Annotated in this window: 21 protein-coding genes; 13 read left to right on the top strand and 8 right to left on the bottom strand. The window is 68.5% G+C overall.

What is annotated here, in order from left to right; translation table 11 throughout:
* Positions 1–51: 51 nt before the first annotated feature.
* The 3 genes from polA (at position 52) to FEK34_RS06070 (ending at position 4,611) form a co-directional block, all read left to right on the top strand.
* Complete coding sequence (gene polA, locus FEK34_RS06060; protein WP_138446827.1) at positions 52–2,823, top strand: DNA polymerase I; 2,772 nt, start codon at positions 52–54, stop codon at positions 2,821–2,823.
* A gap of 373 nt (positions 2,824–3,196) precedes the next feature.
* Positions 3,197–3,676, top strand: a complete 480-nt coding sequence (locus FEK34_RS06065; protein WP_138446828.1) for a hypothetical protein — start codon at positions 3,197–3,199, stop codon at positions 3,674–3,676.
* Between the two features lie 506 nt (positions 3,677–4,182).
* A complete protein-coding gene (locus FEK34_RS06070) occupies positions 4,183–4,611 on the top strand; it encodes an alpha-isopropylmalate synthase regulatory domain-containing protein (protein WP_138446980.1) in 429 nt (142 codons plus the stop codon).
* Between the two features lie 65 nt (positions 4,612–4,676).
* Here the strand turns inward: FEK34_RS06070 and trxA are convergent, their stop codons facing one another.
* Together trxA and FEK34_RS06080 are read right to left on the bottom strand one after the other, a co-directional pair.
* Positions 4,677–5,048 (bottom strand): thioredoxin, encoded by a 372-nt coding sequence (trxA, locus tag FEK34_RS06075; RefSeq protein WP_138446829.1) that lies wholly within the window; start codon positions 5,046–5,048, stop codon positions 4,677–4,679.
* Between the two features lie 48 nt (positions 5,049–5,096).
* A complete protein-coding gene (locus tag FEK34_RS06080; RefSeq protein ID WP_138446830.1) occupies positions 5,097–5,627 on the bottom strand; it encodes a 2'-5' RNA ligase family protein in 531 nt (176 codons plus the stop codon).
* A 143-nt stretch (positions 5,628–5,770) separates the two neighbouring features.
* Here FEK34_RS06080 and FEK34_RS06085 point away from each other — a divergent pair, with 143 nt between their 5' ends.
* From FEK34_RS06085 to FEK34_RS06100, 4 genes are all read left to right on the top strand, one after another.
* A complete protein-coding gene (locus tag FEK34_RS06085) occupies positions 5,771–6,787 on the top strand; it encodes an isocitrate/isopropylmalate dehydrogenase family protein (protein ID WP_249358810.1) in 1,017 nt (338 codons plus the stop codon).
* A gap of 156 nt (positions 6,788–6,943) precedes the next feature.
* Positions 6,944–7,858, top strand: a complete 915-nt coding sequence (locus FEK34_RS06090; protein WP_432760928.1) for an ABC transporter substrate-binding protein — start codon at positions 6,944–6,946, stop codon at positions 7,856–7,858.
* Between the two features lies 1 nt (position 7,859).
* On the top strand, positions 7,860–8,771 hold the full coding sequence (locus FEK34_RS06095; RefSeq protein WP_138446831.1) for an amino acid ABC transporter permease: 912 nt from the start codon (positions 7,860–7,862) through the stop codon (positions 8,769–8,771).
* Between the two features lie 41 nt (positions 8,772–8,812).
* On the top strand, positions 8,813–9,565 hold the full coding sequence (locus FEK34_RS06100) for an amino acid ABC transporter ATP-binding protein (RefSeq protein WP_138446982.1): 753 nt from the start codon (positions 8,813–8,815) through the stop codon (positions 9,563–9,565).
* Positions 9,566–9,585: 20 nt separating this feature from the next.
* Here FEK34_RS06100 and FEK34_RS06105 read toward each other — a convergent pair whose 3' ends face one another.
* The gene (locus tag FEK34_RS06105; RefSeq protein ID WP_138446832.1) at positions 9,586–10,488 is read right to left on the bottom strand and encodes a LysR family transcriptional regulator; all 903 of its coding nucleotides are present in this window, start codon (positions 10,486–10,488) and stop codon (positions 9,586–9,588) included.
* Positions 10,489–10,559: 71 nt separating this feature from the next.
* On the opposite strand from FEK34_RS06105, the gene FEK34_RS06110 reads away from it, so the two are divergent.
* From FEK34_RS06110 to FEK34_RS06120, 3 genes are all read left to right on the top strand, one after another.
* Positions 10,560–11,948: an FAD-binding oxidoreductase gene (locus FEK34_RS06110; RefSeq protein WP_138446833.1), complete on the top strand. Its 1,389-nt coding sequence runs from the start codon at positions 10,560–10,562 to the stop codon at positions 11,946–11,948.
* A gap of 76 nt (positions 11,949–12,024) precedes the next feature.
* Positions 12,025–12,909, top strand: a complete 885-nt coding sequence (locus FEK34_RS06115; protein ID WP_138446834.1) for an SPFH domain-containing protein — start codon at positions 12,025–12,027, stop codon at positions 12,907–12,909.
* Positions 12,910–12,920: 11 nt separating this feature from the next.
* Positions 12,921–13,103, top strand: a complete 183-nt coding sequence (locus FEK34_RS06120; protein WP_138446835.1) for a hypothetical protein — start codon at positions 12,921–12,923, stop codon at positions 13,101–13,103.
* 17 nt (positions 13,104–13,120) lie between these two features.
* Here FEK34_RS06120 and FEK34_RS06125 read toward each other — a convergent pair whose 3' ends face one another.
* Entirely contained in the window at positions 13,121–14,005 is an 885-nt protein-coding gene (locus tag FEK34_RS06125) for a class I SAM-dependent methyltransferase (RefSeq protein ID WP_138446836.1), read from the bottom strand.
* A gap of 167 nt (positions 14,006–14,172) precedes the next feature.
* Here FEK34_RS06125 and rpsA point away from each other — a divergent pair, with 167 nt between their 5' ends.
* Positions 14,173–15,639, top strand: coding sequence for a 30S ribosomal protein S1 (gene rpsA, locus FEK34_RS06130; RefSeq protein ID WP_014350347.1), 1,467 nt, complete (start codon positions 14,173–14,175; stop codon positions 15,637–15,639).
* An 81-nt stretch (positions 15,640–15,720) separates the two neighbouring features.
* On the opposite strand, the gene FEK34_RS06135 is transcribed toward rpsA, so the two are convergent.
* The gene (locus FEK34_RS06135) at positions 15,721–16,398 is read right to left on the bottom strand and encodes an NAD(P)-dependent oxidoreductase (RefSeq protein ID WP_138446837.1); all 678 of its coding nucleotides are present in this window, start codon (positions 16,396–16,398) and stop codon (positions 15,721–15,723) included.
* Positions 16,399–16,490: 92 nt separating this feature from the next.
* Here FEK34_RS06135 and FEK34_RS06140 point away from each other — a divergent pair, with 92 nt between their 5' ends.
* A complete protein-coding gene (locus FEK34_RS06140) occupies positions 16,491–17,210 on the top strand; it encodes a TetR/AcrR family transcriptional regulator (RefSeq protein ID WP_138446838.1) in 720 nt (239 codons plus the stop codon).
* A gap of 62 nt (positions 17,211–17,272) precedes the next feature.
* Here FEK34_RS06140 and FEK34_RS06145 read toward each other — a convergent pair whose 3' ends face one another.
* Both FEK34_RS06145 and FEK34_RS06150 read right to left on the bottom strand, forming a co-directional pair.
* Positions 17,273–17,485, bottom strand: coding sequence for a hypothetical protein (locus FEK34_RS06145; RefSeq protein WP_138446839.1), 213 nt, complete (start codon positions 17,483–17,485; stop codon positions 17,273–17,275).
* A gap of 111 nt (positions 17,486–17,596) precedes the next feature.
* Positions 17,597–17,806 carry a hypothetical protein gene (locus tag FEK34_RS06150; RefSeq protein WP_138446840.1) on the bottom strand — a complete coding sequence of 70 codons (210 nt, stop codon included), beginning with the start codon at positions 17,804–17,806 and terminating at the stop codon, positions 17,597–17,599.
* A gap of 75 nt (positions 17,807–17,881) precedes the next feature.
* Between FEK34_RS06150 and coaE the strand changes: the two genes are divergently transcribed.
* Complete coding sequence (coaE, locus tag FEK34_RS06155; RefSeq protein WP_138446841.1) at positions 17,882–19,087, top strand: dephospho-CoA kinase; 1,206 nt, start codon at positions 17,882–17,884, stop codon at positions 19,085–19,087.
* A 6-nt stretch (positions 19,088–19,093) separates the two neighbouring features.
* Here the strand turns inward: coaE and FEK34_RS06160 are convergent, their stop codons facing one another.
* Positions 19,094–19,618, bottom strand: coding sequence for a DUF402 domain-containing protein (locus FEK34_RS06160; protein ID WP_138446842.1), 525 nt, complete (start codon positions 19,616–19,618; stop codon positions 19,094–19,096).
* Positions 19,619–19,629: the final 11 nt, after the last annotated feature.

Consider the following 19,629-nt stretch of genomic DNA (forward strand, 5'->3'; position numbering starts at 1 on the left):
CCCGGGTGTCGGCCGTTCGACTTGTCGGTGGCTGTCCCTACACTCTGGGGGGTGAGCTCACCGACGACAGCCCCGCGTCCCGCCTCTTCCGGATCCGGCACGGCACCGAGCACCGCGTCGAGTGCCGCCGCGACGGCCACGGGGGAGCGGCCGACGCTATTGCTGATCGACGGCCACTCGGTGGCCTACCGCGCCTTCTACGCGCTACCGGCGGAGAACTTCAAAACCGTCACCGGCCAGACCACCAACGCGGTGTACGGGTTCACCGCCATGCTGATCAACCTGCTGCGCGATGAGAAGCCCACCCACATCGCGGCGGCCTTCGACGTCTCGCGCCAGACCTTCCGCACCGAGGCCTACCCGGAATACAAGGCCAACCGCACCAGCACGCCGGACGAATTCCGTGGCCAGGTCGAGCTCACCAAGGAGGTGCTCGGCGCGCTGGGCATTCCGGTGATGGCGATCGAGGGCTACGAGGCCGACGACGTCATCGCCACGCTCACCACCCAGGCGGTGCCGCAGGGCTACCGGGTGCTCATCGTCACCGGCGACCGCGATTCCATCCAGCTGGTCAACGACGACGTCACCGTGCTGTACCCGCGCAAGGGCGTCTCCGATCTCACCCGCTTCACGCCGGCGGAAGTGCAGGCCAAATACGGTCTCAGCCCGGCCCAGTACCCCGACTACGCGGCGCTGCGCGGCGACCCGAGCGACAACCTGCCCGGCATTCCGGGAGTGGGGGAGAAGACCGCCGCCAAGTGGATCCGCGAATACGGTGATCTGGCCACCCTGGTCGACAAGGTCGACGAGGTGCGCGGCAAGGTCGGCGACGCGCTGCGGGCCCATCTGAGCAGCGTGGTGCTCAACCGTCAGCTCACCGAGATGGTGCGCGATGTGCCGCTGCCCTACACCCCCGATCAGCTCGCCCAGGGGCCGTGGGACCGCGAACGCATCCACCGGCTCTTCGACGATCTGGAATTCCGGGTGCTGCGCGACCGGCTGTTCGAGACACTGGCCCCGCCGAGCCCGGAAGCCGAGTCCGGTTTCGAGATCAGCGGTTCCTCGCTGGCGCCGGGCAGCGTCGGCGACTGGCTCACCGATCATGCGCCGGCCGGGGTGCGCCACGGTGTGTCGGTGGTCGGTTCCGGTGCGCCCGCGCACGGCGACGTCAAGGCGATCGCCATCGCCGGCGCCGACGGTGAGGGCGCCTACATCGACGTCACCGGGATGATTCCGGAGGACGAGGCCCGCCTCGGCGCCTGGCTGGCCGACCCGTCCCGGTTCAAAGCCCTGCACGAGGCCAAGTCCGCGATCCACGCCCTGCGCGGGCGCGGCTGGACGCTGGCCGGGCTCACCAGCGATACCGCGCTGGCCGCCTACCTGGTCCGGCCGGGGCAGCGCAGCTTCAATCTCGACGATCTGTCGCTGCGCTACCTGCACCGGGAGCTGCGCGCCGAAACCGACGAGACCCCGCAACTGTCGCTGCTCGACGACGAGGACGCCGTCGACACCGAACTGGCACAGACCGAAATGCTGCGCGCCCGCGCCGTCGCCGATCTCGCCGAGGCTCTCGACGGCGAACTGAAGGGCATCGAATCCACCGCGCTGCTCGAGGAGATGGAGCTGCCGCTGCTCGAGGTGCTGGCCACCCTCGAAGACGCGGGCATCGCCGTCGACGTCGACCAGTTGGAAACGTTGCAACGCCAGTTCGCCGACAAGGTGAACGAGGCAGCCGAGGCGGCCTACGGCGTGATCGGCAAGCAGATCAACCTCGGCTCGCCCAAGCAGTTGCAGGTGGTGCTGTTCGACGAGCTCGACATGCCCAAGACCAAACGCACCAAGACCGGCTACACCACCGACGCCGACGCGCTCGAATCGCTCTACGAGAAGACCGAGCACCCGTTCCTGGCGCACCTACTGGCCCACCGCGACGCCACCCGGCTCAAGGTCACCGTCGACGGGCTGCTCAAATCCGTCGCCGACGACGGCCGCATCCACACCACCTTCAACCAGACCATCGCCGCCACCGGCCGGTTGTCCTCCACCGAGCCCAACCTGCAGAACATCCCCATCCGCACCGACACCGGCCGCCAGATCCGCGACACCTTCGTCGTCGGCCCCGGCTACGAATCGCTGATGACGGCCGACTACAGCCAGATCGAGATGCGGATCATGGCGCATCTGTCCGGCGACGCCGGCCTGATCGAGGCCTTCAACTCCGGCGAGGATCTGCACACCTTCGTCGCCTCCAAGGCCTTCGACATCCCGATCTCGGAGGTGAATCCGGAGATGCGGCGCCGGATCAAGGCCATGTCCTACGGCCTGGCCTACGGCCTGAGTTCCTACGGCCTGTCCGCGCAGCTGAAGATCAGCACGCAGGAAGCCAAGGACCAGATGGAGGTCTACTTCGCCCGGTTCGGCGGCATCCGCGACTACCTGCACGAGGTGGTGGAACAGGCCCGCAAGGTCGGCTACACCCAGACCCTGTTCGGCCGCCGCCGCTATCTGCCCGATCTGGATTCCAGCAACCGGCAGCGTCGCGAGGCCGCCGAGCGGATGGCGTTGAACGCACCGATCCAGGGCACTGCCGCCGACATCATCAAGGTCGCGATGATCAACGTGCACAAGGCGATTCAGGATGCCGGCCTGAAGTCGCGGATGCTGTTGCAGATCCACGACGAACTGCTGTTCGAGGTGGCGCCGGGCGAACGGGAAGCCTTGGAGGAGCTGGCCCGGCGGGAGATGGCGGCCGCGATCGAGCTGTCGGTGCCGCTGGACGTGTCGGTCGGCACCGGACGCAGCTGGGACTCGGCCGCGCACTGAGCCGTCACCCGGCTCGGAGCCACTCCGAGCCGGGGACGCGGCATCAGCGCGTCTGTCGCGATACCCAGTGCTGCGCAGCCAATCCCGTGTGTGGCCAGCACTGGATGGGAAATCATCGGCGATCGGATTCGCCGATACCGTGGAACCAATCGGTCTGGTGCGACTGCTGCCGGATCACGCCTGATACCCGATGGGAAAGCCGCGGTCGGTGCCCTCGGTTCGGCAGCAGGCGTGGCGGTGGCGGGTGTAACGTCCGACCGGTGTCGTCCGACGACACCGGGGACGGCCGATCTCGGCGGCGCGGTTCGGCGTTCGCTGCGTGTTCGGCGTATGTAGTTGCCAGACAATGCTTTCCGACGTCAGGAGAGACTTGATGCGTGCACTCCTCAAAGCCGCCGCGGCCCTCGGCGCGGCCACGCTCGCCCCGATCGCGTTCACCGGTGTCGCCCAGGCCGCACCCGCCGCGCCGATCGCCGAGAGCACGGTGTACTTCTCGACCGGCTTCCTCGACTGCGCCATCGGCCCGGATGGGAGCGTGGGGTGCAATTCGGCCCAGCCTGCCCGGATGACGATGAATATCGCCGGCGCCGACATCGTGCTGCCGTTCCAGGTCGACGAGGTCGTCATCGATCTGCCGTGGGCACCCGGCCACCCGGGCTTCGCTCCGGGCACCCCGTTCGCCCTCCCCGGAGGTAACCCGCCGATCGAGGAGGTCGGCACCAGCAATGGGCCGTGGGGCACCACCGTCACCCATGCGGGCGCGACCTGCGGCGTCGGCTTCCGTGCGAGCTTCAGCTGTGAGTCCAAAGGACACAAGATCGGGATGATCAGCGGAACCTTCTACGGTTCCTGACGCACGCGGGAGCGACCGGATCCAGCCGATCGGCGTGATCCGGTCGCCGGTGGTCGACCGGTTGCGGCACGGGCCGCATCGGCACAACGGTCCACCCGGTCAGCCGCCGCGTGTACCCGCCGCGCCTCGAACACGCGCGGCCACACGGTGATCCCGGCGACTCAGCCCTACCCGCGCGTAACCCCCGAACGCCCGATGACCTGGGCGAACAGTGCCCGGCGCGGAAGAAAACAGCACGCGAATGTGGTTGCCTTCGCCGCATCGACTCTCTATCCTCGGAGCCGTGCCGAATCCCTCCGACCGCCACAGCGCCGCGCTGCATGTCGCCGACCGCGACAGCGCTGCGCTAATTCCGCACACCGCGATGGTGGCGCGTCGGCTACTGCTCGTAGTAACCCGCCGCAGCGGGGTCTGATTCGGACCGGCCCCCTCGCTGCGGGCCGTTTGACGTTAGTTGCTGGTCCCCTCTGCCGCCTTCAAGCATTCTCGGGAAGACCTACGTGACCATGCTCACCCTCGACAGCCATGACCTGATCGCCGCCGCCCCACGGAGCCTGCGCTCCGAAAGCGCCGGCCTGACCCCCGACCAGTTCCGCGACCGCTACGGCGAAAGCGCCGGGCCGATCCGCCTCGGTGACTGGTCGCCCGCCGGGAACCGGAACGCCACCTTCACCGCGACCCTGGAATTCGCCGGTCACCTCCGCACCGTGGTCGCCACCGGTAACCCGGTCGCGGCCATGACCTCGGCCCTCTACGACGAGGGCTACCCGGTCGAGATCCTGCAATTCCATCAGCGCCGCACCGGCTCGGCCACCGCGACCTTCGTCGAATGCGAATTCAACGGCCGCCGCGGCTGGGGCGCCGCACTGGCCGGCGACGGTGCCGAATCCACCGTCCGCGCCATGATCGCCGGGCTCAACCGCCTCGGCGCCTGATACGACAGACGGGTCCTGCCCTTCCCGGATCGGGAGGGCAGGACCCGTCGTCACGGTGTGCGGAACTACTCCGCGGAGGCCTGCTGCTCGGCCAGCTGCTTGCGCACCTCGTCCATGTCGAGGGCCTTCACCTGGGTGACCAGGTCCTCGAGGGCGGCCGGGGGCAGTGCGCCGGGCTGGGCGAACACGAGCACGCCCTCGCGGAAGGCCATGATGGTCGGGATCGACCGGATGTTGGCGGCCGCCGCGAGTCCCTGCTGGGCCTCGGTGTCCACCTTGCCGTGCACCACATCGGGGTGCTGCTCCGAGGACTTCTCGAAGGTCGGGGCGAAGCTCTTGCACGGACCGCACCACTCGGCCCAGAAATCGACGAGCACCACGTCGTTTCCGGTGACGATCTCATCGAAGTTCTGCTCGGTCAGCGTCTGCGTTGCCATGGGCGTCCTCTCGTATGGGTTTGCCGGGTCCAACGCCCGTCGCCGGTGTTATCTTCCACCGGCGACCGGCCAGGCCCGCCGTTCGTCGCCGTCCCACCTCCGGATACCCACTGCGGTCGCGGTGAAATCACGATCCGACGCGACAGCGAGAATCGCCGCGCCGAGCTGTGGTGGTGGCACGCGTCTGGCCAGTGTGACATGCGGGGTCCACTGATCAGGAGCCATAGTGCCCGGAACCCCCGGGCACGGCGCGACCAGCGCGTGTACCCGGCGCTGCCAGGCCAGTAACTGCTCCGACGGCACGACCAGACGCACCAGAATGGGCCGGCGGGCCCCGAACACGAGCACGCCACCCAGCCGCACCGGGAACGGGTGAAACGGCAGTTTCTCCAGGTCGTGGTCGATGCGCGGCCAGATCTGCTTGGCCACCGCGAGGGTGATGTGCGGGCGTTTGGGCGGGTCGCCCGCGGCAGGTTTGCGGATGACGCCCGATAGGCCCGCCTCGGCCAGCGCCGACCACTGTTGCCGGATGTACTCCTCGGCCGTGTCATCGAGCACCAGTTCCACCGACTGCACCATGATCTGCAGAAACTAGCCGCCACGGACCCGGACGCGGGCCGGTTCGACCGCGACGGCAGGATGTCGGGGTGCACGAGTCGAAGCGAACAGGTGGCGAACGGCTGCGGTTGGGCCTGATCGATGGCGATGGCATCGGTCCCTAAGTGGTGGGCGCGGCGCGCGCGGTGGTCGACGAGGCGCTGGCGGCGTCCGGCGCGGCCGCCGTGGACTGGGTGCCGCTGTCGATCGGCCATCGCGCCCTCGCCGAGTACGGCACCGCATTGCCCCAGCAAACCCTCGACGCGCTCGCCGAGCTGGACGGCTGGATCCTCGGCCCGCACGATAACGCCTCCTATCCGCCCGAACACCGGGTCGCACCGGGCGGGGCGATCCGCAAGCATTTCGGCCTGTACGCCAACATCCGCCCGGCCCGGGCATTCCCCGGAGTCCGTGCGGCCGCGCCCGATATCGACCTGGTGATCGTGCGGGAGAACAGCGAGGGCTTCTACGCCGACCGCAATATGTTCGCCGGAACGGGGGAGTTCCGCCCCACCGAGGACGTCGCCATGTCGGTCGGCGTGGTCACCCGCCGGGCCTGCGAACTCATCGCGCATGAGGCCATGCGGCTGGCGAGCACCCGCCGCAAACTCGTGACGATCGTGCACAAGGCCAATGTGCTGCCGATGACGATGGGCCTGTTCCGTGACGTCTGCTACGAGGTGGCGCACCAGTATCCGGGTGTGCGGGTCGACGACGAGCACGTCGACGCCACCGCCGCCCACCTGGTCCGCGCGCCCGGCGATTTCGATGTGCTGGTCACCGAGAACCTCTTCGGCGACATCCTGTCGGATCTGGCCGCCGAGCTGAGTGGTTCGCTCGGGCTGGCGGCGTCGCTGAACTGTTCGGCCGATCGCGCCATGGCCCAGGCGGTGCACGGCGCGGCGCCCACGCTGGCCGGGCGCAATCGCGCCAATCCGGCCGCTCTGCAATTGTCGTCGGCGATGTTGTTGCACTGGCTGGGAATTCGGCGCGCCGACCCGGTACTCACCCAGGCCGCCGAGCGCATCGAACGTGCCGTCGCGACGACGCTGGAAGCCGGGATCGCGACCGCCGACCTCGGTGGACTGGCGTCGACGAGTGAGTTCACCGAGCAGGTGAGCGCGCGGGTGCATCGGCGATGAGCGCGCACCGGGGGCGGGCGAGCGCGGATGACGGCTCGGTGTGTACTGGTCCGCAGCGGCCGGATTCTCCGCTACTGTCCGGTACGCGGGTGCTCGGTCGCCTACATTGCGAGAAGGGTGGGGTCGGGTACTCCGGACCGGAAGGTGGAGGCTGCGGTGGCTGATCGAACCGAATCCGGCAGGCACGGACGCTGGGTGGTGCTGGTGGCCGCCGTGCTCGGTGCCATCGTGCTCGCGGTCACCGGCTGCACCCACAACACCGAGGATCTGCCCGACGTCGCGAAGGTGCCGGTGACCGAGGTGCCCGAACTCGCGGCGCTGGTGCCGCCGGACATCCGGCAGTCCGGGGTGCTGAAGGTGGGGGTGAACGTGCCGTATCAGCCCAACGAGTACCGTGACAGCGACGGCAATATCGCCGGCTTCGACGTCGACCTGATGGACGCGGTGACCACCGTGCTCGGGTTGCGCGCCGAATACATCGAGTCGGCGTTCGAGAAGATCATTCCCGCCGTGCAGGCAGGCACCTATCACGTGGGCATGTCCTCGATCACCGACTCGCTGGAACGGGAGAAGCAGGTCGATTTCGTCACCTACTTCAGCGCGGGCGTGCAGTGGGCCCAGCGCGCCGACCGGCCCGTCGACCCGGACAACGCCTGCGGCAAGCGGGTGGCGGTGCAGGCCACCACCTTCGAACATCTGGAAGAGCTGCCGGCCAAGAGCAAGGCCTGCGAAGCGGCGGGCAAGGACCCGATCATCATTCAGAGCTTCGACGAGCAGAGCGCGGCCACCAATGCGCTGGTGCTCGGGCAGGTGGATGCGATGTCGGCCGATTCGCCGGTCACCGCATACGCCATCAAGCTCACCGAGGGCAAGATCGAACCGGCGGGCCCGGTCGTCGACGCCGCGCCCTACGGGTGGGCGGTGGCCAAGGGATCACCGCTGGCCCCGGTCCTGCAGCAGGCGCTGCAACATCTGATCGACAACGGTAAGTACCGCCAGATCACCGAGAACTGGGGTGTTCAGGAGGGCGCGATCACCAGGTCCGTTATCAACGGCGCGCCGAAGGGATGACATGAGCGAATCACAGACCGAGCCGGAGCCGATCAAGGCCGTCCCGCTGCGCAGACCGGGGCGTTGGCTCGCCGCGACCGCCATCCTGGTGCTGGTCGGGCTGTTCATCTACGGGGCTGCGACCAACCCGGCCTACCGGTGGGACGTCTACTGGCGGTATCTGCGCGACAGCCGCATCGCCGAGGGCGCGGTCGTCACCCTCGAGCTGACGGTGCTGTCCATGGCGATCGCGGTGGTGCTCGGCGCACTGCTCGCGGTGATGCGGCTGTCACCGAATCCGGTGCTGCGCTCGACCGCGTGGGTGTATCTGTGGATTTTCCGCGGCACCCCGGTGTTCGTGCAGTTGGTGTTCTGGGGACTGGTGCCCTCGCTGTACAAGCAGATCAGCCTCGGTGTGCCGTTCGGGCCGCAGCTGGTGGAACTGGATGTGCAGGGCTTGCAGGCGGCGTTCACCTTCGCGGTGATCGGTCTCGGTCTCAACGAGGCCGCCTATATGGCCGAAATCGTGCGGGCGGGCATCAATTCGGTCGGCGAGGGCCAGCGCGAGGCCTCGGTCGCGCTCGGCATGACCTGGTCGCAGACCATGCGCCGCACGGTGCTGCCGCAGGCGATGCGGGTGATCATCCCGCCCACCGGCAACGAGCTGATCGGCATGCTCAAGACCACGTCGCTGGTGACCGCGATCCCGCTCAGCACCGACCTGTTCGGCCGTGCCCGCGATATCTACGGCGTCAACTTCCTGCCGATCCCGCTGCTGCTGGTCATCGCGACCTGGTACCTGGCCATCACCAGCGTGCTGATGGTCGGCCAGTACTACCTGGAGCGCTACTTCTCGCGCGGGGTGTCGCGGCAGCTGACCGCCAAACAGTTGCAGGAACTGGCCGACGCGCAGAATGTGGTGAAGGCGAAATGAGCGAAACGGTGCAGGGCGGAGCCGATTCCGCGGCCAGGCCGATGATCGTCGCCGACCGGGTGTGCAAATCCTTCGGCGCGTTGCAGGTGCTCAAGGGGATCTCGCTCGAGGTGCAGCGCGGACAGGTGCTGTGCCTGGTCGGCCCCTCCGGCTCGGGCAAGTCGACATTCCTGCGCTGCATCAACCACCTCGAGCAGGTCAATGCCGGGCGGCTCTACGTCGACGGCGAGCTGGTCGGCTACCGCGAGAAGGGCGACAAGCTCTACGAGCTGCATCCGCGCGAAGCGGCCAGGCAGCGCCGCGATATCGGCATGGTCTTCCAGCATTTCAACCTGTTCCCGCACCGCACCGCGCTCGCCAACATCATCGAGGCGCCGACGCAGGTCAAGAAGATCCGCAAGTCCGAGGCCGTCGAGCGGGCCAAGGAACTGCTGGACCGGGTCGGTTTGGCGGACAAGGCCAATGCGTATCCGGCGCAACTGTCCGGCGGGCAGCAGCAGCGGGTGGCGATCGCCCGGGCACTGGCGATGGATCCGAAACTGATGCTGTTCGACGAACCGACCTCAGCGCTGGACCCGGAACTGGTCGGCGAGGTGCTCACCGTCATGCGTGAGCTCGCCGACGACGGCATGACCATGGTCGTGGTGACGCATGAGATGGGTTTCGCCCGCGAGGTCGCCGACCAGCTGGTGTTCATGGACGGGGGAGTGGTGGTCGAGGCCGGACCGCCGCGTGAGGTGCTCGCGCAGCCGAAACACGAACGCACCAAGGCGTTTCTGTCGCGGCTGCTCTGACCGAACGGCGCTGGTGCTGCTCAGCCCGTCGGCCGCCCCAGCGCGATGCGCAGCTGGCCGAGCAGGACCTTCGCGGCCGGTGCGGCGGGCCGATCGGTACGCCAGGCGATGGCCAGTTGTCCGCGCAGTTCCGGCTCCACGATCGGCAGGGTCCGCACGCCGAACGCCGCTGCCTCCGCGTCGGTGAGTTCCGGGACCACGGCCACGCCGAGCCCGTGCGCGGCCAGGCGCAGCAGCAGCGGTGGCGCGGCGGCCTCGAAGGCAATGTCCGGGGTGAAACCCGCTGCGGCGCAGGCCCGCTGGAGCACACCGTGCAGACCCGTGCCCGGCGGCAGGCAGATCAGCGGCCGCTCGCGCAGGTCGCGCAGCGGCATGACCGCGCCGGAGACATCGTCGTCGCCCGCCACCGCGGCGACCACTCCGGTATCGAGGATGACGTCGATGGCGATTCCGGGATCCAGCTCCGCGCCGGTCAATCCGATCAGCGCGATATCGAGCTCGCCCCGCCCCACCGCGGCCAGCATGTTCTCCGAGGTGTCCTCGGTGAGGACGATGCCGACCTGCGGGTGGTCGTCGTGGAATGCGGCGAGCGCGGCGGGCACGTCGAATTCCTCGGTCGCGGCGCCGGAGATGAGCCCGACGCGCACCTGGCCGCGCAGTAGTCCGGTGAACTCGTCGACGGTGTGCGCGATGCGTTCGGCGGCGGCCAGCGCGGCGCGGGCATCGGCGAGCACCGCGGCACCCACCTCCGTCGGTGTGACCTTACGGACGCCTCGTTCGAGCAGCGGCTGTCCGAGCTCACGTTCCAGCTGACGGATCTGTGCGCTGAGTCCCGGCTGGGTCAGATGCAGCCGTTGCGCGGCGCGGGTGAAGCCACCTTCGTCGACCACGGTGACGAAGTAGCGCAGCTGCCGCAGTTCCATAACTGTTGATTATGTCAGTAAGACAAACTAGTTGTTTCACTTATCGGACGCCGCGCGGCATCGTCGAAGGCATGGGAAACATCGCAGCCGAATACACCGCTCTCACGCCGGCCGCCGAGGCGGAATTGGCGTCGTTCTCCGCGCCGGTGCTCCGTCCCGCAGACCCGGATTACGTCACCGAAGTCTCCGGATTCCAGACCGCCTACCAGCACCGTCCCGCCGTGGTCGTCGCCGCCCGGCACACCGAAGACGTGCGCGCCGCCGTCGAATTCGCCGCCAGGCACGAACTGCCGGTGGCGGTGCAGGCCACCGGGCACGGCCTGTCGGTCGCCGCCGACGGCGGTGTGCTCATCAGCACCCGCCGCATGACCGGCATCGACATCGATGCCGGCGCGGCGACCGCGCGCATCGGCGCGGGCGTGCAGGCCGGCGCGTTGATCGGGGCGGCGGCACGGCACGGTCTGGCACCACTCAACGGGTCGTCGCCGTCGGTCGGCGTGATCGGCTATGTCCTCGGCGGCGGGCTCGGGCTGCTCGGCCGCACCTACGGATACGCCGCCGACCACGTCCGCGCCATCGAACTGGTCACCGCCGACGGCCGCGTGCGCACACTGCGCCCCGGCGACGAACTGTTCGGCGCCGTCCTCGGCAGCGGCGGCAATTTCGGTGTCGTGACGGCGCTGGAACTGGGCCTGGTGCCGGTGACCAGCGTCTACGGCGGCCAGCTGATGTTCGACACCGCCCAGGTGTCGCGGGCGCTCGAGGTGTGGCGGGAATGGACCGCGACCGTGCCCGACACGGTGACCTCCACCGTCGCCATGCTCGCCTTCCCGGACACCCCACCGGTGCCGCAGCCACTGCGCGGCCGGTTCGTCGCCTCCATCCGGATAGCGATCACCGGCGACGCCGAGGAAGGTGACCGCCTGGTCGCGCCGCTGCGCGCGATCGGCACACCGCTGAAGGACGACCTGCGCGTCATGCCCTACACCGAATCGCACACCATCCACTCCGATCCGGCCGAGCCGCACGCCTACGCCGCCACCAACGCCCTGCTGGACGACCTCACGCCCGAAGCGCTGGAGGCGTTGCTCGCGGTGGCCGGACCCGATTCCGGGCTCGGCGCCGTCATCGACATCCGGCATCTGGGCGGCGCGTTGAGCGCGGGCGGCGAAGATCTGGCACTCGACCACCGCGAGGCCCGTTACGTGGTGCGGGTCATCACCCTGCCGGATCCGTCGGCGGGGCCGGTCGAGCCCGGCGCACCGGTGCGCGCCGCGCTGGCGCCATGGACGATCGGCCACAGCCTCAACTTCCTCTACGGCGCCGGCGATGTGGCCGACGAAGCGCAGACCCGGGGCGGCTACCGGGCCGCCACCTACCGGCGGCTGGCCGCGCTGAAGGCGACCTACGACCCGCGCAACATGTTCCGCTTCAACCGCAATATCCGTCCGGCGAGCTGAAATACCGGTCGAACCAGGTCTGCGACGGCGGCACCATGCTATTGTCGTGATATCACTTTGATACTGGGAGGATGTCATGAAGCTTCGTGCCGCTGTCCACGCCAACGGGTTCGTGGTGCTACTGACGTGGCTGGTGCTGACCATCGCCGTCGGCGGCGCCACCGTGCTCGCCTTCGTCGTCGGCGCCAGGGACGGTAACGGCGCCGCAGTCGGAGCCGGCATCGCCGGGGCGGTCGTGCTGGTCGTGCTGCTGCTCTCGATCACCGGGCTGATCGTGGTCAACCCGAACGAGGCGAAGGTGGTGCAGTTCTTCGGCCGCTACATCGGCTCGGTGAGCGAACCCGGCTTCTACTCGGTGCTGCCGCTGACCGACCGGCGCAGCATCTCGCTGCGGGTGCGCAACTTCGAGACCCAGAAGCTGAAGGTCAACGACGCCGACGGCAACCCGGTCGAGATCGCCGCGGTGGTCGTCTACCGAGTGGTCGACAGCTACAAGGCCGCCTTCGCCGTCGACGACTACGAGGAGTACGTGGAGACCCAGTCCGAGGCCGCGGTCCGGCATCTGGCCACCACCCACCCCTACGACGCCCACGACGACGAACGCACCAGCCTGCGCGACGGCACCGAGATCGCCGAGGAACTCACCGTCGAACTGCGCGAACGCACCGAACTCGCCGGGATCGAAGTCCTCGAAGCCCGCATCACCCACCTCGCCTACGCCCCCGAGATCGCCCAGGCCATGCTGGTGCGCCAGCAGGCGGCGCAGGTGGTCGCGGCCCGCACCCGGATCGTGGAGGGCGCGGTCGGCATGGTCGGCCTCGCGCTCGAGCAGCTGGCCGCCCAGGGCATGGTCGAACTCGACGAGGAACGCAAGGCGAGCATGGTGTCGAACCTGCTGGTGGTCCTGTGCGGTGATCGACCGACTCAGCCCGTGGTCAACGCCGGATCGCTCTACTCCTGACCGGCGAGCCGATGGCCGAACGTAAGAAGATCCTGCTCCGGCTCGACCCGGCGGTGTACGAAGCGGTGGCCCGGTGGGCCTCCGACGACCTGCGCAGCGTCAACGCGCAGATCGAATACGCACTGCGGCTGGCCCTGGACAACGCCGGGCGCAAACCCCGGCCGGGCAGATCGGCGGCCGACGACGGCGAATGAACGACCGGACCGCACGCTCACGATGAGCGTGTGGTCCGGTCATTTCCGTGCGTGCCGCCCGGTTTGCGGGCGACGAAGATCGCGGTGCCGGGGAACAGCGCGCCGCGCAACGGGCTCCACTGGCCCCACTCCCGCTCCAGCCATTCCGGCCAGTCCGGTTCGATGATGTCCTCCAGGATCAGGCCCGCCGCCACGATCTCGCGGACTCGGTCGCCGATGGTGCGGTGGTGCTCGACATAGGTGGGCTCGCCGTCGGCGTCGACCTCTATATAGGGAGTGCGGTCGAAATAGGGCGTGGTCGCGACCAGGCCCGCCGGCCCCGGATCATCGGGGAAGATCCAGCGCATCGGGTGGTTCACCGAGAACACCCAGCGCCCGCCGGGGCGCAGCACCCGCTCGACCTCGCGCATGACCTGCGCCGAATCGGCGACGAACGGGATCGCGCCGAACGCCGAGCAGGCGGCGTCGAAGGACTCGCCGGCGAAGGGCAGCGCCTCGGCCCCGGCCTGCACGAGCGGCACCCGCGGCCCGCCGCGCGCCATCGCGGCCAGCCCGTGCGCCAGCATGCCCGCCGACAGATCCAGGCCGACCGGAAACGCGCCGTTGCTGGCCAGCCAGCGCGAACACGGCGCCGAACCGCACCCGATCTCCAGAATGCGCTGTCCCGCAATATCACCGAGCAGATGCCAATCACCCTCGTGTAGTCCCTCGGGACACCAGACGAATTCGCCGCCGGGGGAGTCGACACCGAGGAAATCGGCATGGGTATCGTGGTATTGGCCGGCGTCGGCATCCCACCAACGCCTGCTGGCACGTTCACTGTCCGTGGAATCGATTCGGGCACGTGCCGGACCGACGGTTCCGAGCAGTTCGTTTGCTTGCGCATGGCGATCGTCCGACACGCCGTAAGAGTATCGGCGTGGCGACGGGACCGGTTTGCCCGGCCCGATGCAGGTCGCGTACGCTGAACGCGCGAGTGATCACACCGCGCCCAATTTCGGTGTGTCGCACAGTACCGAAAGATCCAATGTCCGCAACCGACCACAATCCGTCCGGAGCAAATCCACATATGCCCACCACCGTCACCTCGCCGCAGGTAGCCGTCAACGACATCGGCTCCGCCGAGGATTTCCTCGCCGCCATCGACGCCACGATCAAGTACTTCAACGATGGCGACATCGTCGAGGGAACCATCGTCAAGGTCGATCGTGACGAGGTCCTGCTCGACATCGGTTACAAGACCGAAGGCGTCATCCCCTCCCGTGAGCTCTCCATCAAACACGATGTCGACCCCAACGAGGTCGTTTCCGTGGGTGATGAGGTCGAGGCCCTGGTTCTCACCAAGGAGGACAAGGAAGGCCGCCTGATCCTGTCGAAGAAGCGGGCGCAGTACGAGCGCGCGTGGGGCACGATCGAGGAGCTCAAGGAGAAGGACGAGGCCGTCAAGGGCACCGTCATCGAGGTCGTCAAGGGTGGCCTGATCCTCGACATCGGGCTGCGCGGCTTCCTGCCCGCCTCGCTGGTCGAGATGCGTCGCGTCCGCGACCTTCAGCCGTACGTCGGCAAGGAGATCGAGGCCAAGATCATCGAGCTCGACAAGAACCGCAACAACGTGGTTCTGTCGCGTCGCGCCTGGCTGGAGCAGACCCAGTCCGAGGTCCGCAGCGAGTTCCTGCACCAGCTGCAGAAGGGCCAGGTCCGCAAGGGTGTGGTCTCCTCGATCGTCAACTTCGGTGCCTTCGTGGACCTGGGCGGCGTCGACGGTCTGGTGCACGTGTCCGAGCTGTCCTGGAAGCACATCGACCACCCGTCCGAGGTCGTCGAGGTGGGCACCGAGGTCACCGTCGAGGTGCTCGACGTCGACCTGGACCGCGAGCGCGTCTCGCTGTCGCTGAAGGCCACCCAGGAAGACCCGTGGCGTCAGTTCGCCCGCACCCACGCGATCGGCCAGATCGTGCCGGGCAAGGTCACCAAGCTGGTTCCGTTCGGTGCGTTCGTGCGCGTCGAAGAGGGCATCGAGGGCCTGGTGCACATCTCCGAGCTGGCCGAGCGCCACGTCGAGGTCCCGGACCAGGTCGTTGCCGTCGGCGACGACGCGATGGTCAAGGTCATCGACATCGACCTGGAGCGTCGCCGGATCTCGCTGTCGCTGAAGCAGGCGAACGAGGACTACCACGCCGAGTTCGACCCGTCGAAGTACGGCATGGCCGACAGCTACGACGAGCAGGGCAACTACATCTTCCCCGAGGGCTTCGATCCCGAGACCAACGAATGGCTCGAGGGCTTCGACAAGCAGCGCGAGGAGTGGGAAGGCCGCTACGCCGAGGCGGAGCGTCGCCACAAGATGCACACCGCGCAGATGGAGAAGATGGCGGCCGACGCCGCGGCCGAGGCCGCGAACGGTGGCGGCTCGTCGAACTACTCCTCCGAGAGCGGTTCGCAGTCCACCTCCAGCCAGCCCGAGTCCGCCGGCGGCTCGCTCGCCAGTGACGCCCAGCTCGCGGCTCTGCGGGAGAAGCTCTCCGGCAACGCCTGATACGGGTAGAGCAACACCGAAGGCCCCGGTCCTGCATGGACCGGGGCCTTCGGGCTGTTCAGGGGGCGTTCTCGGTGCGGGTTACGCTGCGGCGACAGTGAAGCGGCGCTGCACGAACCGTGCCGCCTCGGCCTCGTCCAGCAGCGCCACCGCCAGATCCTCGGCACTGATATCGGCTTCGGCGTCGAGTAGCTGATCCCCGCCCACCCGGTAGCGCCCGGTGCGCGTGCCGGGATCGATCCGCCCCGACGACGGGCTCAGATACGTCCACTGCCGGTCCGACAGGCGATACACGTTCAACGCCTCCCGCAACGCAAGGATCACCCGGTGATACTCCACCGGCACCCCGAGATTGTCCGGAAGCCCCTCGGCGAACCCCGGCTGATCCACCAGTTGCAGGCCGGGGGCGACCTCCAGACTGCCGCCACCACCCACCGCGATCACCCGAATCTCCGGATGCCGGGTCATCGCCCGCACCATCGCCCGCGCGCCGACCACGAAATCGCCGGCTTTGGCGATGGTGTCCTCGATCCCGTGCCCCGCGTTCACCGCGCTGACCACCACATCCAGGCCTGCGATCGCGTCCGCGACACTGTCGGCATCGCGCCAATCCGCCACTCGCCAGTCGACGCCCTCGGACCCCGCGGGAATCCGGGCCGCGTCACCGGCGAACGCCCGCACCGCATGGCCGCGCCGCCGCGCCTCCTCGACCACCCGCGAACCGATGACCCCGGTCGCGCCGAACACTCCGATTTCCATCCCGACTCCCACGCTCTACATGCCGTGCAATTACTACACGGCGTTCAGTGACTGCACGCCAGATAGTACTCACACGCTGTAGAGTGTCAACCGTGGTGGAAGCAGCGACGAGTCGGCGAGAGCGGCTGCGCGCGCAGACGGCGCAGGAGATCAAGACGGTCGCGCTGCGATTGCTCGACGAGGGTGGCCCGGACGCCGTGACGCTGCGGGCCATCGCCCGCGAGATGGGCATGACAGCGGGCGCCATCTACGGCTACTACGCCACCCGGGACGACCTCATCTCGACCCTGATCGCCGAGGTCTACATGGCGCTGCTGGACCAGGTCGAAGCGGCCCGCGATGCGATCGCCCCCGACGATCCGGGCGCCCGCATCATCGCGTGGGGCGAAGCGGTACGGGACTGGGCGGTGGCGCGCCCGGCCGAGTTCCGGCTGATCTACGGCGACCCGGTCCCCGGCTACCAGGCGCCGCCGGGTGGCCCCGCCGCCGCTGCCCAGCTACGGGCATGCACCGGCCTTGTGGGTCTGGCCGCCGCGGCCTGGCCGCACCGTCCCGGCGGCGCTGACCCGGAATTCGCGTGGACGGATTTCGACGCCGATCTGGTCGAGCATGCGCGCACCGATTTCCCCGATCTGCCGCCGGCGGCATTGGCTCTCGCGCTTCGCATGTGGGGGCGGATGCACGGTCTGATGGCGCTGGAGGTGTATGGCCACCTGCGTCCGCAATCGCAGGACCCGGCGAAGCTGTTCCGCGCCGAAATGCTCGACCTGGTGCATTCGCTGGGCTTGTCGCCGCGGCTGCCGCGCCGGTAACTGCCGACGCGCACGACAGTGGCCCGGTCGCGGGGACCGGGCCACTGTCGTGGAAGTGGGCGTCAGCCCGCGGTGGCGGGAACCCAGCGCACCGAGGGCGTCGCGGAACGCCGGCGCATGGCGGCGAAACTATGCCGAGCCGGACTGATCAACGAGGTGAACCATGTGCGGCGATGCTCGGCGAGCGCGGCCGCGACGGCGGGGATTTCGATGCAGTGCACGCCTCCCGCCATTCCCAGGCGGTGGCGACCCGTCTGGTTGTTCTTGGTGCCCAATGGTCTTCCTTTGCTTGATGGTTCTGGCCTGGATCGCCACGGCGAAGATTAGCGGACCCGAAGTCGTCGGCAACGTATTTTGCCGAAGTAATTGCCCGGCGTGTCGGAAAGTTATCGCTTGGAAACCGACATCGGCAGGAAATGTTGCGAGATGGTCTCGGCCGCGTCACGGAACGGGCAATTGCCGCGCAGGGTGGTGAAAAGGGATGCGGGAGTGGGTATCCAGCACGGTCGGCGAATTTCGATCGCGACAGCGAGGCCGATTCCGTGCGGTGCCGCAGATTTCCGGCCCGATTCACGCGGGGCGTCGTCGACCCGCATCCATACGTTCGTAGGCGCGCTGCTCATGGATGGGTGCCGGATGGGGCTCGGCCGGGCGGATGCGAAACTGGTCGGATGTTACGAATCGGCCTCACCGGAGGCATGGGCGCCGGCAAGTCGACCGTGGCGCGGATCCTCGCCGAACGCGGTGCGGTGATCATCGACTCGGATGCGATCGCGCGCGAGGTCGTCGCGCCGGGCACCGAGGGACTCGCGGCGCTGGTCGACGCTTTCGGAGCCGATATCCTCGCCGCCGACGGCAGTTTGGACCGGCCGGCACTGGCGGCCAAGGCTTTCGGCGACGACGAGGCACGTGCCAGGCTCAACGCGATCACTCATCCGCTGGTCGGCAGGCGCACCGGCGAACTGCTGGCCGCGGCCGCACCGGATGCCATTGTCGTGCAAGATATTCCGCTGCTGGTGGAAAACGGGCTGGCCCCGCTGATGAATCTGGTGGTCGTGGTGGACGTGGCCGCCGAAACCCGCATTCAGCGTCTCGTGCATTCGCGCGGCGTGCCCGAAGCCGATGCGCGCGCCCGCATCGCGGCCCAGGCCACTGATGAGCAGCGCCGTGCCGTCGCCGATGTCCTGCTCGACAACAACGGACCGGCCGAGGCCATCGAATCAGCGGTGCACCGGCTGTGGGACGAGCGGCTGGTGCCCTTCGAACGCAATCTGCGCGCTGCCCGGGCGGCCGAGACCGAACTGCGGCTGGTGGCGCCGGACCCGGAGTGGGCGGCGCAGGCCCAGCGGTTGATCGCCCGGCTGGCGGTGGCCGCGGGGTCGGCGGCCGTCCGCATCGATCACATCGGGTCCACCTCGGTGCCGGGATTGGCGGCCAAGGACGTCATCGATATCCAGATCACCGTGGCCGATCTCGGTGCCGCCGACGGCCTGCGGGACGCACTCGGCGCGGCCGGATTCCCGGTGCAGGCCCATATCCTGCACGACAACCCGAAACCGACCGAGGCCGATCCGGAAGGCACCGACACCGAGCTGTGGGCCAAACGCTTTCACGGCAGTGCCGACCCCGGCCGCCCGGCCCATGTGCACCTGCGCGTCGACGGCTCGCCGGGGCAACAGTTCGCGCTGGCGTTCCGGGATTGGCTGCGCGCCGATGCCGCCGCCCGGGAGGAGTACGCGCGGGTCAAGCGCGAGGGCGAGGCGAAGGCGGCCGGCCTGTCCGGTGACGAGGCGATGGTGGCCTACCTCGCGGTGAAGGAGCCGTGGTTCGATCAGGTGTACCCGCGGGTTATGCAGTGGCAGGCGGGTCAGGGCTGACCGGCGTCACAGCCAGCTGAGGGGCATCCCGCGCGAGGCGGTCCAGGCCAGCAGGTCGTGGCCGTGCGCGGCGATACCGTCGATGGCGGCGGTGGCGGTCGCGATGGCCTTTTCCGCGGTGGCGGCGTCCACCAGGCCGGCCTGCAGCGCCCCGAGCAGCTCGTCGACGTCGAGCAGGCGGGTGTCGCGTCCGGTGCGCACCAGCAGATCCAGGTAGTGGTCCACCGACCGCCACTTCTTGGGTTCGACCTCGCTGAATTCGCCGATGTCGATGTAGTAGTCCTGGTTGCGCAGATGCGCGGCGGTGTAGTGGAACACTGTGGCGCGGATCGACAGCTCCGGCAGCAGCCAGGACTCCATGTAGTGGAACGACGGATGATCGGCGGTGCGCGCCATGTACAGGCCCCACGGCTCGACGCGGTAGTTCTCGACCGGCCGCACGAACCCCTTGGGATCGGTATTGGTGAGCTCGGCGACGTTGAAGTACTCCACCTTCGGCCGGTGCACGTGCACGGATGGTGCCTGAGTCATGTCCCGAGAAT

Origin of the sequence: Nocardia cyriacigeorgica (assembly GCF_005863245.1) — a bacterium.
In the GTDB taxonomy this organism is placed as follows: domain Bacteria; phylum Actinomycetota; class Actinomycetes; order Mycobacteriales; family Mycobacteriaceae; genus Nocardia; species Nocardia cyriacigeorgica_C.